A 15,964-nucleotide genomic window follows, 5' to 3' on the forward strand; every position below is an offset into this window, starting at 1 on the left:
CTGCCGCGCCCGCTCCCGAGGACGGCCGCGGCCCGATCGCCCCTCGGCGGCGTCAGGCCCTCGGGCCCGGCTCCGCGGCCCCGGCGAGGTGGGTCCCGGCCGGCATGGGACAAGGGCTCGGCCGGCCGCCCGGCGGCCCCCGCCGCACGCCCGGAGCCGGCCGCCGCCGCGGGTACCGGCCCGGTCCCGCGGCAAAGGGTTTCGCGGGCACCCGGGCCGGGCCCATAGGATTGGGCCACAACCATCACACTCACCCCTGAGGATCGCTGCATGCCTGGCATCACGCGCGAGGAGGTCGCCCACCTCGCCCGGCTGGCGCGTCTGGAGCTGAAGGCCGAAGAGCTCGACCACTTCGCCGGACAGCTCGACGACATCATCGGCGCGGTCGCCCGCGTCGCCGAGGTCGCCGACCGAGACGTACCGCCGACCTCCCACCCGCTGCCGCTGACGAACGTCATGCGCGCGGACGAGGTCCGTCCGTCGCTCACCCCCGAGCAGGCGCTTCACTGCGCCCCGGCACAGGAGCAGCAGCGTTTCAAGGTGCCGCAGATCCTGGGGGAGGACTGACCAGCGATGACGGACAGCCCCATCATCAAGCTCACCGCGGCGGAGATCGCCGCGAGGATCGCCTCCGGCGACCTCACCGCCGTCGAGGTCGCCGAGGCGCACCTCGCCCGGATCGAGGCAGTGGACGAGAAGGTCCACGCGTTCCTGCACATCGACCGTGACGGCGCCCTCGCGCAGGCCCGTGCCGTCGACGAGAAGCGCGAGCGCGGCGAGAAGCTCGGCCCGCTGGCCGGCGTGCCGCTGGCGCTGAAGGACATCTTCACCACCGAGGGCATCCCGACCACGGTCGGCTCCAAGATCCTCGAGGGCTGGGTCCCGCCGTACGACGCCACCCTGACGCGCAGGCTCAAGGAGGCCGACGTCGTCATCCTCGGCAAGACCAACATGGACGAGTTCGCCATGGGGTCCTCCACCGAGAACAGCGCGTACGGCCCGACCGGCAACCCCTGGGACCTGACCCGCATCCCCGGCGGCTCCGGCGGCGGCTCGTCCGCCGCCCTCGCCTCCTACGAGGCGCCGCTCGCCATCGGCACGGACACCGGCGGCTCCATCCGCCAGCCCGCCGCCGTCACCGGCACGGTCGGCGTGAAGCCCACCTACGGCGCGGTCTCCCGCTACGGCATGGTCGCCTTCTCCTCTTCCCTCGACCAGGGCGGCCCCTGCGCCCGTACGGTCCTGGACGCGGCGCTGCTGCACGAGGTCATCGCCGGGCACGACCCGCTCGACTCGACCTCCATCGACGCCCCGGTCCCGCCGGTCGTCGAGGCCGCGCGCAACGGTTCGGTCGAGGGCATGCGGGTCGGTGTCGTCAAGCAGTTCCGCGGCGAGGGCTACCAGGCCGGCGTCGTGCAGCGGTTCGACGAGTCCGTGCAGCTGCTGAAGGAGCTGGGCGCCGAGATCGTCGAGCTCGACTGCCCCTCCTTCGACCTGGCGCTCTCCGCCTACTACCTGATCGCGCCGTCCGAGTGCTCCTCGAACCTCGCCCGGTTCGACGGTCTGCGCTACGGCCTGCGCGTCGGCGACGACGGCACCCGCTCGGCGGAGGACGTCACCTCGCTGACCCGCGAGGAGGGTTTCGGCGACGAGGTCAAGCGCCGGATCATGCTGGGCACGTACGCCCTGTCGTCCGGCTACTACGACGCGTACTACGGCAGCGCCCAGAAGGTGCGCACGCTCATCACGCAGGACTTCGAGAAGGCCTTCGAGCAGGTCGACGTGATCGTCTCCCCGACGACCCCGACCACCGCCTTCCCGATCGGCGAGCGTGCCGACGACCCGATGGCGATGTACCTCGCCGACCTGTGCACCATCCCCACCAACCTGGCCGGCAACGCCGCGATGTCGCTGCCCTGCGGCCTGGCCCCGGAGGACAACCTCCCGGTCGGTCTGCAGATCATCGCCCCCGCGATGAAGGACGAACGGCTCTACAAGGTGGGTGCGGCCGTCGAGGCGGCCTTCGTGGCACGCTGGGGCCACCCGCTGCTGGAGGAGGCACCGTCACTGTGAGTAGCTTGCAGAAGGCCAAGGGCTTCACCAAGTCCCGGACCGGTACGTACGTGTCCATGGCCGCCACCGCGTTCGGAGCCATCGGCGTCGCGAAGCAGGCCCGGAAGGCCCGCCTGGAGCACGACACGCTCCGGCTGGTCGACGCCGCCGTGTCCGCCGCCGCCATCGTCACCGGACTCGCGATCCTCTACCGGGAGCTGAAGCGCCTGGGCGACGACGACGTCCTGCTGGGCTGAGAGGGAAAGTTCACCGTGACCGTCACGACTGACCTGGTGTCGTACGAGGACGCACTCGCGTCCTACGACCCCGTCATGGGCCTTGAGGTCCATGTCGAACTCGGCACCAGGACCAAGATGTTCTGCGGCTGCTCGACCGAGCTGGGCGCCGAGCCCAACTCCCAGACCTGCCCCACCTGCCTGGGCCTCCCCGGCTCGCTGCCGGTGGTCAACGCGGTCGGCGTCGAGTCCGCCGTCAAGATCGGCCTCGCGCTGCACTGCGAGATCGCCGAGTGGTGCCGCTTCGCCCGGAAGAACTACTTCTATCCGGACATGCCGAAGAACTTCCAGACCTCGCAGTACGACGAGCCGATCGCCTTCAACGGCTATCTGGACGTCCAGCTGGAGGACGGCGAGATCTTCCGCGTGGAGATCGAGCGCGCCCACATGGAGGAGGACACGGGCAAGTCGACCCACGTCGGCGGCGCCACCGGCCGTATCCACGGCGCGTCCCACTCCCTGCTCGACTACAACCGGGCCGGCATTCCGCTCATCGAGATCGTCACCAAGCCCATCGTGGGCGCCGGTGACCGTGCCCCCGAGGTCGCCAAGGCGTACGTAGCCGAACTGCGCGAGCTCATCAGGGCCCTCGGTGTGTCGGAGGCCCGGATGGAGATGGGCCAGATGCGCTGCGACGTGAACCTCTCGCTGATGCCGAAGGGTTCGCAGACGTTCGGCACGCGCAGCGAGACCAAGAACGTCAACTCGCTGCGCAGCGTGGAGCGGGCGGTCCGCTTCGAGATCCAGCGCCACGCCGCGGTGCTGGGGGACGGCGGCACCATCGTCCAGGAGACCCGCCACTTCCACGAGGAGGACGGCTCGACCACCTCGGGCCGGGTCAAGGAGGAGGCTGAGGACTACCGGTACTTCCCGGAGCCCGACCTCGTTCCCGTCGCCCCGTCCCGTGACTGGGTCGAGGAGCTGCGCGCCGGGCTGCCCGAGCTGCCGCGGGTGCGCCGCAACCGCCTCCGCAAGGAGTGGGGCGTCTCCGAGCACGACATGCAGTCGATCCTGAACGCGGGAGCGATCGACCCGATCGTGGCCACGATCGCGGCCGGCGCCGACCCGGTCTCCGCCCGCAAGTGGTGGATGGGCGAGCTGGCCCGCAACGCCAACGAGTCCGGCCGGTCGCTCGAGGAGCTGCCGATCACGCCGGAGCAGGTCGCCCGGGTGACCGCCCTGGTCGCGGACGGCTCGCTGAACGACAAGCTGGCCCGTCAGGTCATCGAGGGCGTGCTGGCGGGCGAGGGCGACCCGGACGCGGTCGTCGAGAGGCGCGGTCTGAAGGTCGTCTCCGACGAGGGTGCGCTCGGCGCGGCCGTCGACGAGGCGATCGCCGGCAACGCCGCCGTCGCCGACAAGATCCGGGGCGGCAAGGTCGCCGCGGTCGGCGCCCTGGTCGGCGCGGTCATGAAGGCCACCCGTGGCCAGGCCGACGCGGCCCGCGTCAAGGAGCTGATCCTGGAGAGGCTCGGCGTGACCGAAGGCTGAGCACCGGCCTCACGGGCGAGGGGCGGGGCACCGGTCTGCCGGTGTCCCGCCCCTCGCGCCTGCCCGGCCGGTCGGGCAGGTGGGCGGAGAAGCGGGGCCCGCCCGGCTCGGACCGTCGGCCGGGGTCCGGGCGGACACGGCAACGGGCCGGGTGGCGCGGACGGCAGGCCGGCCGGGCCCCGTGCTCGGAGGGCGAGCCCTTCCGGCCCGGCGCGCAAGGCAACGCAGGGCACGGCAACGCAGGGCACGGCAACGCAGGGCAGGGCAACGCAGGGCAGGGCAACGCGGGGCACGGGGAGCGAGAACCGGGCGGCCCCCACGGGGCTGTCGCTGCCCGGCGTGCCGGCCCGGTGCCGTCGGCAGCGGCCTCAGCAGACCCGTATCCCCAGGCCCGGCAGCCACAGCTCGCCGCGGTCGTCGACGCCGGCCTCCCGGGCGGCCAGCTCCTGAGGGCCTGCCGCGCCGCGCGAGCGGAGTTCCGAGACGGCCAGTCGCGCGGCGGCGGCCGCGGAGCGTTCATCGGCCTCCGGGAAGGCCGAGTGCCACCAGCCCCGGTCATGGCCGTGCCAGCCGCACTCCCGCATCAACCTGTCCCGCTCGGGGCCCTGCGGCGCGTCCCGGTCGTCGACAGCGACCTCCAGGCCCTCGCCCGGGCTGTACGAGACGACGAGATCGCGTCCCGGGTCCCGGTCCGCCACGACCGTGAAACCGGCCCAGTCGCCCGGTACCTGCACGGGAAGCTGCTCCGCCCAGGCGGCGAGCAGCAACTCCAGGGCGCTCTCCCACTGCTCCCAGTCGCCCGCGAGCCGGTGGTCCGGGCGCTCGCCGGGCCACTCGCCCGGGCCGCCGCGGTACAGCTGCCAGCTGTACGGCAGGAGGTCGAAGTCGTGCGGCTCACCGGCCGACCGGGCGCCGCCCCAGGTGAAGCAGTGGTGCTCGCCCCGCTCCAGCTCCTCGGGCCGGTGCACCGACAGCGTCACGCGGAACCGGTCACCCGACAGCAGCACCAGCCGGCCCTCGTCGCGCCAGCGGACACTGGGACCCCACGCCGACCCGCCGTACAGCGTCGGCTCCCCGATCGTGGCCACGATCGGCCCGTAGACCTCCCGGAACGCCTCGCGCCGTTCCAGTCGTGTCGCTTCGGGCCGATGGTGCACGATCGCGACGGGCGGACCCCCCAGGTGTTCACGGGGCGACCCGTGCAGGTGCTCGGCTATCTCCGCTATCACGGCCGTCTCGGCGGCCGAGCCCGCCGGTGCGGCCCTGCCGGCGATGACTGTCTGCGATTCCCCCCGACTGGTCATGAGCCCATGGTGACAGTCCGCACCGACAGCGCCACCGAATTGAACCCCACGGCCGGTCGGCCAATGGCGGGATCTCGACCCGGTCTCTCCCGACGCCCTCCGGGACGTTCATCCCGCGGCCCTCCGCGGGCCTCTCCTCCGCCATCCGGCCTCACTAGCTTCCGGGCGGTAACGAGGGACTCAGGAGGATGACTTGGCCACCGACATCTCACGGCGACGGCTGTTCGCACTCGGCGGGGGCGCCCTCGGCGCCGCCGCGGCCGGGTCCCTGCTGCCGCCCTCCCTGCGGTCGGCCCTCGCCGCCGAGCCCCCCGCGGGCGGTCTGCGCGCGATCCGGCACGTGGTGGTCCTGATGCAGGAGAACCGGTCCTTCGACCACTACTTCGGCACCCTGCGCGGAGTGCGCGGCTTCGGCGACCGCAACGCCGTCGAACTCCCCTCGGGCACGTCCGTCTTCGAACAGCCCGGGCCGCTCGGCACCGTGCTGCCCTTCCCGGTGCGCGGCGCCGCCGAGACCCAGAAGAAGGACCTGCAGTACATCGGCGACCTCGACCACTCGTGGGACGGCGGGGCCAGGGCGTGGCGCGACGGCTGGATGGACGGCTGGATCCCCGCGAAGACCGCCGCGACCATGGCCCACTACGACCGCCGCGACATCCCCCTGCACTACGAGCTCGCCGACACTTTCACGGTCTGCGACGCCTACCACTCCTCGGTCCACACCTCGACCAGTCCCAACCGCAACCATCTGTGGAGCGGCTGGACCGGCTACGAGGCCGACGGCAGCCGCGCGGTGACGAACGCCGCGTACGCCGAGGACACCCACCCCGGCTACCCGTGGCCGACGTACGCCGAGCGGCTGGAGAGGGCCGGCCGCAGCTGGCAGACGTACCAGGAGTGGGAGAACTTCACCGACAACAACATCGAGTTCTTCACCACCTTCAAGCGGATCGCGCGGAAGGCGCTCGCCAAGGCCGGCGGCTTCACGTACATGGAGGCCTTCTACGCGAAGGTCAGGGACACCGCCGACCCGGCCGAGCGGGAGCGGCTGCTCGCCGCGCTGGAGGAGGGCGTCGCGACGCTGACGGCGAAGGAGCGGTCCCTCTTCGAGCGGGGCCTGCGGCGCGGCGGGACCGGCACCCTCGCCGAGCGGTTCCGCGCCGACGTGGCGGCCGGCACCCTCCCCGAGGTCTCGTACCTGGTGCCGAGCGCAATCGACTCCGAGCACCCCGGCTCCTCCTCGCCGATCGGCTCGGCGACCCTCGTCTACAAGGTGCTGGATGCCCTCGGGTCCCACCCCGACGTCTGGCGGCACACCGTCGTCCTGATCAACTACGACGAGAACGACGGCTTCTTCGACCATGTGCCGCCGCCGGTCCCGCCCACCGGCGACACCGACGAGCGTTGGCAGGGCAGGCCCACCGGCCTCGGCATCCGGGTTCCTCTGCTCGTCGTCTCCCCGTGGACCATCGGCGGCTGGGTCTGCTCCGAGACGTTCGACCACACCTCCGTGATCAGATTCCTGGAGAAGTGGACGGGGATCGAGGAGCCCAACATCACCGCCTGGCGGCGCACCGTCGCCGGCGACCTCACCTCCGCGTTCGACTTCCGGCGCGGCGGGCCGCTTCCCGAGGTGGAGCGCCCGGCCCCGATCCCGCCCTTCACGGGCCGCTGGCGGCCGCAGCCGCCGGCGGTCCAGCGCATGCCCGTGCAGGAGCCGGGCACCCGGCCGGCACGTCCCCTGCCGTACCAGCCGGACGCCTGGGCGAGGGTCGGTGGAGGGAAGGTCACGGTCGCGCTCCGCAACACGGGGCGCGCAAGCGCGCACTTCGCGCTGTATCCGTACGCCGGTGAGTTCCCCGTCCCGCAGCACAGGGACGTGAGGGGCGCTGTCCGGTGGAGCGTGCCCCTCGCTGGTGACTCCTACCGCTTCACGATCACCGGGCCGAACGGTTTCCGCCGGGAGTTCGCGGGACCGGCCGGGGGGTCGGGAGCCGAGGTCACCTCGCGTGTCGACCACCACGACCGCGATCTGCACCTCACCTTCCGCAACGGCGGTGACGGCGCCGTCACCTTCACCCTCCGCCCGCTCGGGTACGTCGACGACGAGGACCTGGGGGACTGGACCCGGGAGGTCACGGTGAAGCCCGGCCGGAGCAGGAGCCTCGTCCACTCCGCCGCCGACGCCCACGGCTGGTACGACGTCGAGGTGACGACGGACGACGGGAGCGGCTTCCGCAGGCGCCTCATGGGACACATCGAGAACGGGAGGCCCAGCGTCTCCGGATGAGGCCGCAGGCATCCGTGACGTCACCCGGAGACAGCGGTCGTCCGGGACGACCACGAGGGGAGGGAGTTCGGGAGCGGACGTCCCCGAACTCCCTCCGCACCTGTGAGTATTGCCACGAACCGGGCGAAGGGGCCCTAACGATCACTTTCTCCTGAGAGAGTGTTGCCCTGCAGGTCATGTGTTCTTTGCGGGCAGTTCCCAGTGAAGATCCACGAACCATCAGGGAGCTCGTCCGTTGGCCGCCATCGCTCGGTGGTGCATCAGGCACCGACTCGTCGCCGTCCTGCTCTGGCTGTCGGCCCTCTGTGGCGTCTCGGTCGCCGCCGCCTTCGCGGGCACGGCCTACTCGAACGACTACGACGTACCCGGCACCGAATCCGGTCGGGCCACCGAACTCCTCCGGGACGGCTTCCACGGGAGGTTCGACGGCGGGGACACCATCGTCTGGCGCACCGAGCAGGGCAGTGTCCGATCGGCCGCCGTCGAGCAGCGGGTGACGGCGATGCTGAAGAAGGTCGAACGGCTGGACGGCGTCGCCTCGGTCACCGGTCCGTACGCCTCCCCGCAGCCTCCGTCCGGGAAGGCCGCGGGTGCCTCCGCCGGGAAGGCGGGGGAGGGGGACAGGGCAGGCAAGACGGGGAAGACGGACAAAGCAGGCAAGGCGGGCGGGAAGAAGGGCGCCGGGGAGCGGTCGGACCGGAAGGGATCGGGCACCGCATCGGGCACTACCCCGGCCGGCAAGACCTCCGCCGGCAAGACCTCCGCCGGCAAGACCTCCACGGACGAGGCCTCCCCCGGCAAGACGTCCCCCGGCAAGACGTCCGCCGACAAGACCCCCGCCGCGTCCGGCTCCGCGGGCAGGGCCGGTGAGGGTACGGCGGCCGCAGGCGAGGCGCGCGCCATCGACGGCGGACCGGACGGCGCGGCCCGCATCAGCGAGGACGGCCGTACGGCCTACGCGACCGTCGCCTTCGAGGCGAAGCCGGGGGACGTCCCCGAGTCCCAGGCCCGAGCGGTCGTCGACACGGCCAAGGCCGCCGCACGCGACGGACTCCAGGTCGAACTCGGCGGCAGCGCCACCGCTCTCGCCGAGACTCCGACCTCACACCTCGCGGAGATCGTCGGCGTCGCCGTGGCCGCCGTGGTCCTCTTCCTCGCCTTCGGCTCGCTGGCCGCCAGCCTGCTGCCCATCGCCACCGCGCTGGTCAGCGTCGGCGCCGCCTACGCGGGCATCGTGCTCCTCGGCCATGTCATGGACGTCGCGGACTTCGCGCCCGTGCTCGGGCTGCTGATCGGGCTCGGCGTCGGGATCGACTACGCCCTGTTCATCGTCACCCGCCACCGCAAGGGCCTGCGGCGCGGGCTGTCCGTCGCCGACGCCGCCGAGAAGGCCGTGGCGACGACGGGGCGTGCGGTCGTCTTCGCCGGCCTCACCGTCTGCATCGCGCTGCTCGGCATGATGATCCTGCAACTCTCCTTCCTCAACGGAGTGGCGATCGCGGCCTGTCTGACCGTCCTCCTGACCGTCGCCGCCTCCGTCACCCTGCTGCCGGCGCTGCTGTCCTTCATCGGGATGCGCGCACTGGGCCGCCCCGAGCGCAGACGACTCGCCCGGCGCGGCCCGCGGCCCGAGCTCACGACCGGCTTCGCCGCCCGCTGGTCCGCCTTCGTCGAGCGCCACCCGAAGCTGCTGGGGCTGGTCGCCACCGTGGTGATGGCCGTCCTCGCGCTGCCCACGTTCTCGCTCCACCTGGGCACTTCCGACCAGGGCAACGCCCCCGCCTCCAGTACCACCCGTAAGGCGTACGACCTGGTAGCCGAGGGGTTCGGGCCGGGCAGCAACGGACCGCTCACGCTCGTCGCCGCTCTCGACGGCGCCGATGACCGGCTGGCGATGCAGCAGTTGCCCGCCGCCCTCCGGGCCACCGAGGGCGTGGCCTCCGTCAGCCCCGTGACGTTCAACAGCCGGGCCGACACCGCCGTGGTCACCGTCGTCCCGGAGTCCGCCCCCCAGTCGCAGCGGACCAGCGATCTCGTCGACCGGCTGCGTGCCGATGTGCTGCCCGCGGCGGAGAGCGGCACCTCGCTCGACGTTCGCGTCGGCGGAGTGACCGCGAGCCACGACGACTTCGCCGACGTGATCGTCGGGAAGCTGCCGCTGTTCGTCGGCGTGGTCATCTCGCTGGGCTGTGCGCTGCTGCTGCTCGCTTTCCGCTCGGTCGGCATACCGCTCAAGGCCGCCCTGATGAACGTGGCCGCGGTCGCCTCCGCGTTCGGCGTCGTCGTCGCGATCTTCCAGTGGGGCTGGGGCTCCGAACCGCTGGGGCTCGGCAGCGCCGGCCCGATCGAGCCCTTCCTCCCCGTGATCATGGTCTCGGTACTCTTCGGGCTCTCGATGGACTACCAGGTGTTCCTGGTGAGCCGGATGTACGAGGAGTGGCTGGAGACGCGGGACAACCGGCGTGCCGTACGGGTCGGCCTCGCCGAGACGGGCAGGGTCATCAACTCGGCCGCGATCATCATGATCTCCGTCTTCCTCGCGTTCGTCCTCAGTGGGGACCGGGTCATCGCGATGTTCGGCATCGGCCTCGCCGCCGCGGTCGCGCTGGACGCGTTCGTCCTGCGCACCCTGCTGGTGCCCGCGCTCATGCACATGCTGGGCAGCGCCAACTGGTGGCTGCCTCGCTGGCTGGACCGCCGGCTTCCGCGCCTCAGCATCGAGCCCCCCGAGAGCCCTTCGCCCGCCCATGCGAAGATCGCCGGGACGCGGGTCAGCGAGGACGGCACGCTCACGCGCTAGCGCCGTGTCGGACGGGGTTCCCCCGTCGAGGTGCGGCGTCCGGTACGACGATCACGAGGCGGCGCCGGCATGTGCGCGGCGCGCCACGAGCGCAAGGAGCGGGATGTTCGCGATATCCCTGGGGGACGGCGCGGAACTGCGGCCCATCGAACCCTGGCAGGCCGTGGAGTTCCTGGAGCACATCGAGCGTGCCCGGGAGTACACGGGGCCCTGGGTGCCGTTGACGGTGAACGTCAAGGACGTCCGGTCCGCCCGAGCCGTGCTCCAGAACTACGCCGACAAGCAGGCCGCCGACACCGGCCGCATCTGGGCCGTCCGGCTCCACGGCACGCTCGTGGGGGGCGTGCTCTTCCGGATCTTCGACACCTCGAACGAGTCCTGCGAGGTCGGCGTCTGGCTGGAGCCGTCCGCCGCCGGAAGGGGACTGATCGGCCGCGCCGTGGAACGGCTCATCGACTGGGCCGTCGAGGAGCGCGGGATGCACCGCGTCGAATGGCTCGCCTCCTCCGCCAACCACCGCTCCATCGGCGTCGCGAAGCGGCTCGGGATGAGCCTGGACGGAGTGCTGCGCGAGAGCTTCCCGTGGCAGGGCGTTCGCCACGACATGGAGGTCTGGTCCGTCCTCGCGCCCGAGTGGCGGGCCCGACGCTCCGCCGAGGGGCGCTGAGCGACCGGCCGCCGGGCGCGGGGAGCACGCAGGGGTGCGACCGGGCCGAAGTCGCGGACCCCGCCGTGCCTGTCGCGTTCCTCAGCGGTCTCCGGCTTCGGCGTGCGCGAAGTCGTACGCGGACCAGTCGGCGATCGGGACGTACCCGAGGCGCTGGTAGAGGGCGTTGCTCGTGGGGTTGGCCGCGTTCGTGAACAGCACGACCTCCTCGGCGCCCGCGGCCCGCGCGGCCCGGCTCACCTCGGCCGTGACGGCGCCCGCGTAGCCGCGACCGCGCAGGTGGGCCGGGGTGTAGACGGGGTCGACCTGGATCATTCCGGCCACCATGGGGTTCGCTCCCGCCATGGAGACGGGCGTGCCGTCCGGGGTCTCCCAGAACGTGTAGCTCTTGTCGGCGAAGCGTGTGCCGGCCCAGGAATCGGCGTCGACGGAGACGACTTCCCCGACATCGGCGGCGAACTCGCCGCACCATCGGATGAGTTGCCGATGGTCGTCCTCGCCCACGAGGCGGCTCCGGCCCGCCGGGAACGGCTCCGGTGGGGTGAGCGTGCCGAGGCGGTGCAGGCGGAGCCGGACGCGCGGTGTCGGCGTTGCGCCCGTGTGCCGCTGCCAGGCCCCGGCGAACGCGGCGGCGGTGCCGTGGTCCGCGCTGACGGACGGAAGGGAGTGCCCGAGGGAGGCCAGGTGGGCGGCGAGGCCGTCGGCCTGCTCGGGGGTGAGCGAGGTGAGGCCCAGACCGAGACGGGGCGGGACGCGGTACAGCACGGCCAACACCTCGCCGGCCCGCTCCAGCAGCCCGAAGACAGGTGCCCGTCCGCCGTACGCGGCAGCCCCGCGGGTTCGCAGTCTCTGGGCCCACGTCAGCGGCATGATGTGCTGGGCGAGCCGGGAGCGCAGGAAATCCCCGGCTCGGGCGAGGAAGTCGTCGACGTTCTCGGTGAGATGCCAGTCGTCCGGGCGCATGCCTCATGATCTCCGATGGACTCCGCCGCGGGGAAGGCGCGTGCCCGCGGCCGATCGTCGTCGCGCCCCGGCGGCCCGCCCGCCGACCACGGGTGACACGTGGGGGCCCCGTCCGTCGGCCGGACCGCATCCTCCCTCGGGGCGGGCGCCTGCTCGCCCTCCTGAGGTGCGACGAACCGCCCCGGGCCCGCGGCCGGCCCTCCGCCACCGCGGTGACGCGCGTACCGAGCGCGTACCCTGTCGCCGCCGCCCGCGGCCGGTGGGGCACCTCGCTCCGGGCGGTCAGCCGAGTCGTCCCGCCGGCCCCCGGAGCGCGGGCAACCCGGTGCGGTGCGCAACTGCGCCCGACGCCGGGAACGCCACCGGCCCGGTCGAAGTCCTCACGTGTACCGGTCGAGGAGGGCTTGGAGGTAGTCCTCCAGCCTGCCCGTGAGCACGTCGGGCGTCAGATCGGTACGGCCCAGCTCGCGCCATGGCCCGCCGACCTTCCCGGCGTCGGGCGCGAATGCCAGTGCGTCCAGCAGCCGCCAGTACAGATGGGCCGCCGGGTCGCCGTCGAGCGTTCCCCCGACAGCCGTGTACAGGTCGGCGAACCGCATGCCCGCGGCGGTGCCGTGCAGGAGGGCCAGTGCGCTGGAGCAGTGCGCCACGTCGAGATCTGCCGGTCCCCACGAGGTCTCCACCCAGTCGACGACCCCACTGATCCGCAGGGTGTCCCCGGCGCCGGTGAAGAGCACGTTGCCCGGGTGGAAGTCGCGGTGCAGGAAGCACCCCCGGTACGCGGGCGGCGCCTGTCGTACGACGTCCACCGCGCGCTCCCAGAGCGCTGGCCGCCGGGTGGCCGACGGCGGGGTGACCCGTTCCGCCGAGGTCCACGCCTGGTACACCCGGGGTCTCGACTCCGCGGACACCGGCACCTCGTGGATACGCACGAGCTGTTCCGCGAGCAGCGGCGCACGCCGTCCGGCCTCCTCGTCGTCAAGACGCACTCTCCCCGGCAGCAGCGACATCAGCAGGGAGGGGTGGTCGCAGTGCTCGGCGGTGGCGTCGACGGCGACGAGGGACGCCGCCGGGACGCCATCGGAGGCGAGCAGCCGGAGGACCTCCGCCTCGCGCGCCAGCAGGCCCGGCGCATGGCGGACGAAGAAGGGCTTGACGAACGAGCGCAGCACCAGCGTCCGCTCGCCGGCCGGCCCCGTCACGGACAGACGCCTCATCTCGGCCGTCCACCCTCCGCGCAGCCGCTCGGCGCCGGTGAGGCGCTCGCCCTCGGCGAGGTTCTTCGCCACCCAGGCACCGGTCGCGGTCGGCCTCTCTCCGATCGGCGCTCCGAGGTCCCCCGGGTTCTCAGTCGGGATCATCCGGTCAGCCTATGCTCCGGTCCGGCCCCGGCCCTTCCGGGAGCACGACCCGTCCGCCGGGAGACCGCAGAAGGACCCCTCGGGACTCGGGGAGTTCCCGGGAGCCCCGGGTGAACTCCGCAGGGAAGCCGGTCGGTTGCGGTCGCCATGAGCCCGGCCTGGGGCTTCTGACGCGCCAGGATGCGGAACTCTCCCGATGCGGCCGCACCCCCTGGGGGACGACAGCCGAGGTGTCAGGGACAGCGAGGACGCCGGCGGCCTCGCAATCGCCACAGAGGGAGAACACCGTGTCCTCGCGAAGCTCGGCATCACCGGCCGGGGCGAGGCGGCGGCGCTCGCGCATCGCCTCCGCCTCTTCCCCGCGGCCGCCTGACCCTCACGCCCGACTCCGCCGTCCGGACTCATACGGGGTCCGGCGTCGCCGGCCGCAGACGCGGGACGCGGGTCACTCCACCGTCAGCCGCAGGATCCTGTCGTCCCCGGCCGCAGGAGTGCCTCTGTTGTCCGTCTCGCTGGTGACCAGCCAGACGTCCCGGCCGCCCGCGGCTCCCTCGACCGGCAGGACCGTGCGCAGCCGGCCGTACTCCTCCTCGAGGAACGCCTGCGGTTCCGCGGACGGTTCGGTGCCGGCGAGCGGGATCCGCCACAGGCGCTCGCCCCTCAGCCCCGCCATCCAGATGGATCCCGCGGCATAGGCGATGCCGCTCGGCGACGCCTCTTGCGTGCGCCACTGCGCCACCGGGTCCACGAGGCCGGACCTGCCGGCCCTGCCCTCGGCCTCGGGCCAGCCGTAGTTCTTCCCCGGCTCGATGAGGTTCAGCTCGTCCCAGGTGTTCTGCCCGAACTCCGACGCCCACAGCCGCTTCCGGGAGTCCCAGGCGAGGCCCTGCACATTGCGGTGGCCGTACGAATAGACCACGGAGTCGGCCGACGGATTGCCGTGCACGGGCCGGCCGTCGGGGGTCATGCGGAGGATCTTGCCGCCCAGGGACTTCTTGTCCTGGGCCAGGCCCGTCTCACCGGTCTCGCCGGTGCCCGCGTACAGCATCCTGTCCGGGCCGAAGGCGATCCGTCCGCCGTTGTGGATACGGCCCTTGGGGATGCCCCGCAGGATCGTGTCGGGTGCGCCGAGCTGCTGCCCCGCCGGTTCGCCCTCGTCGTACAGCATGCGGGCGATGCGGTTGTCCGAAGCGGTGGTGAAGTACGCGTACACCAGGTTGTCCGAGGCGAAGTCGGGGGAGACGGCAAGCCCCATCAGCCCTCCCTCGCCCGCAGGCGCCACGCCCGGCACCGAGCCGAGCAGCGTCTTCTTCCCGGACTCGGCGTCGACGCGCGTGATGGTGCCCTCGTCGCGTGAGGACACCAGCAGGTCGCCGCCGGGAAGGGCCGCGAGGCCCCAGGGCGACTTCAGGCCGCGGGTCAGCGTGGCCGCCACCCGCACCGACCCCTTCGCCGGCGGTGCCGTCTCGGAGGCGCCGCCGGACGTCGCCGACGGCGGGGCCGAGCGGGAGGGGGCGCCGTCACGGCCGGCCTGCGCGCCTGCCCCACCGTCGGACGAGCACCCGGTGGAGAGCATCAGCGCGGCAGCTGCCAGTACGGCCGTCACCACTGAACGTTGCACGGTCCTGCTTCCCTTCGCCGGTGAACGGGCTGGCGCGCGAACCGCGGAAGGCGCACGCCTGCTGTTGCCGCGCCGCGGCCCGCCGATCCATACGAACCTACTGGTCCCAGGATCCCAGGGCGGGCGGCAGCGCCGCGATCTCGGCGGTGTCCCGCGGCGTCAGCTCCAGCCGCGCCGCCGCCGCGTTCTCCACGGCCCACCGCTCCCGCTTCGTACCCGGAACCGGTACGACGTGCCGACCCTGCCCCAGTACCCAGGCCAGCGCCACCTGGGCGGGCGTCGTGCCGGGGCCGTGCCGTTCGGCGACCCGCCGCAGCCCCGCCACCAGCGGCTGGTTCGCGGCCATCATGTCCGCCGTGAACCGCGGATGGCGGGCCCGGAGGTCATCCGGCTCGAACCCCTCCCCCGGCGTCAGCGTGCCGGTGAGGTAGCCGCTGCCCAGCGGCATCGCGGCCATGAAGCCCACACCGCGCGCCTCGCACCAGGGCAGCAGCGATCCGAGCGCCTCGGGCGACCACACCGACAGTTCCGCCTGCACCGCGCTCACCGGGAAGACCTGCTGCACCCGCTCCAGCTGCCGAATCGTTCCGTCATGGCGCCCGGCGCCGAATCTGCGTGACGCGCGCGCCCCCACGGCACACAGGCCGAGCGCCCGGACCTTCCCGGCCGACACCAGCTCCGCCATGGCGCCCCAGGTCTCCTCCACGGGGACCTCCGGGTCCGCCCTGTGGAGCTGGTACAGGTCGATGGAGTCCGTCCCGAGCCGGCGCAGCGACGCGTCACAGGCCCGCCGCACGTAGCCGGGCCGGCCATTGGCGACGATGTGCTGGTCGCCGACGAGCAGCCCGACCTTCGTCGAGACGAAGACGTCCGCCCGCCGTTCCTTCAGCACCCTGCCGAGCAGGAGTTCGTTGGTGAAGGGGCCGTACATGTCGGCCGTGTCCAGCAGCGTCACCCCGGCGTCCAGCGCCGCGTGCACGGTCCGCAGCGAACGGTCACCACGCTGCTGCGAGCCGGTGTACCCCCAGCTCATCGGCATGCATCCGAGGCCGATCGCGCCCACACCGAGCGCCCCCGCACCGATTGTCCTGCGGTCCACCTGCCCGTACCCCTCCTCGT

Annotated in this window: 12 protein-coding genes; 7 read left to right on the forward strand and 5 right to left on the reverse strand. The window is 72.7% G+C overall.

The annotated features are described in order from the left end of the window. Nucleotides 1-270 precede the first annotated feature (270 nt). From gatC to gatB, 4 genes are read left to right on the forward strand one after another with little or no spacing between them, the layout of a single operon-like run. Nucleotides 271-567, forward strand: coding sequence for an Asp-tRNA(Asn)/Glu-tRNA(Gln) amidotransferase subunit GatC (gatC, locus tag AB0J10_RS27305; RefSeq protein ID WP_269728240.1), 297 nt, complete (start codon nt 271-273; stop codon nt 565-567). Between the two features lie 6 nt (nt 568-573). Next, a complete protein-coding gene (gene gatA / locus AB0J10_RS27310) occupies nt 574-2,073 on the forward strand; it encodes an Asp-tRNA(Asn)/Glu-tRNA(Gln) amidotransferase subunit GatA (RefSeq protein ID WP_363065123.1) in 1,500 nt (499 codons plus the stop codon). Continuing rightward, nucleotides 2,070-2,309 (forward strand): hypothetical protein, encoded by a 240-nt coding sequence (locus AB0J10_RS27315; protein ID WP_167450267.1) that lies wholly within the window; start codon nt 2,070-2,072, stop codon nt 2,307-2,309. Before gatA ends, AB0J10_RS27315 begins: the two co-directional genes overlap by 4 nt. Before the next feature lie 15 nt (nt 2,310-2,324). After that, on the forward strand, nt 2,325-3,839 hold the full coding sequence (gene gatB, locus AB0J10_RS27320) for an Asp-tRNA(Asn)/Glu-tRNA(Gln) amidotransferase subunit GatB (RefSeq protein ID WP_363065124.1): 1,515 nt from the start codon (nt 2,325-2,327) through the stop codon (nt 3,837-3,839). A gap of 368 nt (nt 3,840-4,207) precedes the next feature. On the opposite strand, the gene AB0J10_RS27325 is transcribed toward gatB, so the two are convergent. After that, nucleotides 4,208-5,143, reverse strand: coding sequence for a hypothetical protein (locus AB0J10_RS27325; RefSeq protein ID WP_363065125.1), 936 nt, complete (start codon nt 5,141-5,143; stop codon nt 4,208-4,210). Nucleotides 5,144-5,336: 193 nt separating this feature from the next. Here AB0J10_RS27325 and AB0J10_RS27330 point away from each other — a divergent pair, with 193 nt between their 5' ends. From AB0J10_RS27330 to AB0J10_RS27340, 3 genes are all read left to right on the forward strand, one after another. After that, entirely contained in the window at nt 5,337-7,433 is a 2,097-nt protein-coding gene (locus tag AB0J10_RS27330) for a phosphocholine-specific phospholipase C (protein ID WP_363065126.1), read from the forward strand. Between the two features lie 235 nt (nt 7,434-7,668). Further along, nucleotides 7,669-10,233 carry an MMPL family transporter gene (locus AB0J10_RS27335; RefSeq protein ID WP_363065127.1) on the forward strand — a complete coding sequence of 855 codons (2,565 nt, stop codon included), beginning with the start codon at nt 7,669-7,671 and terminating at the stop codon, nt 10,231-10,233. Nucleotides 10,234-10,336: 103 nt separating this feature from the next. Further along, complete coding sequence (locus AB0J10_RS27340; protein WP_363065128.1) at nt 10,337-10,900, forward strand: GNAT family protein; 564 nt, start codon at nt 10,337-10,339, stop codon at nt 10,898-10,900. 81 nt (nt 10,901-10,981) lie between these two features. On the opposite strand, the gene AB0J10_RS27345 is transcribed toward AB0J10_RS27340, so the two are convergent. The 4 genes from AB0J10_RS27345 to AB0J10_RS27360 all read right to left on the reverse strand — a co-directional run bounded on the left by AB0J10_RS27345 (nt 10,982) and on the right by AB0J10_RS27360 (nt 15,944). Further along, a complete protein-coding gene (locus AB0J10_RS27345; RefSeq protein ID WP_363065129.1) occupies nt 10,982-11,863 on the reverse strand; it encodes a GNAT family N-acetyltransferase in 882 nt (293 codons plus the stop codon). Nucleotides 11,864-12,243: 380 nt separating this feature from the next. Beyond that, on the reverse strand, nt 12,244-13,224 hold the full coding sequence (locus AB0J10_RS27350; RefSeq protein WP_363065130.1) for a phosphotransferase: 981 nt from the start codon (nt 13,222-13,224) through the stop codon (nt 12,244-12,246). Between the two features lie 445 nt (nt 13,225-13,669). Then, complete coding sequence (locus AB0J10_RS27355; RefSeq protein WP_363065160.1) at nt 13,670-14,800, reverse strand: PQQ-dependent sugar dehydrogenase; 1,131 nt, start codon at nt 14,798-14,800, stop codon at nt 13,670-13,672. A 142-nt stretch (nt 14,801-14,942) separates the two neighbouring features. Then, the gene (locus AB0J10_RS27360) at nt 14,943-15,944 is read right to left on the reverse strand and encodes an aldo/keto reductase (RefSeq protein ID WP_363065131.1); all 1,002 of its coding nucleotides are present in this window, start codon (nt 15,942-15,944) and stop codon (nt 14,943-14,945) included. Nucleotides 15,945-15,964: the final 20 nt, after the last annotated feature.

Source organism: Streptomyces sp. NPDC049887 (genome assembly GCF_040656535.1).
Lineage (GTDB): Bacteria > Actinomycetota > Actinomycetes > Streptomycetales > Streptomycetaceae > Streptomyces.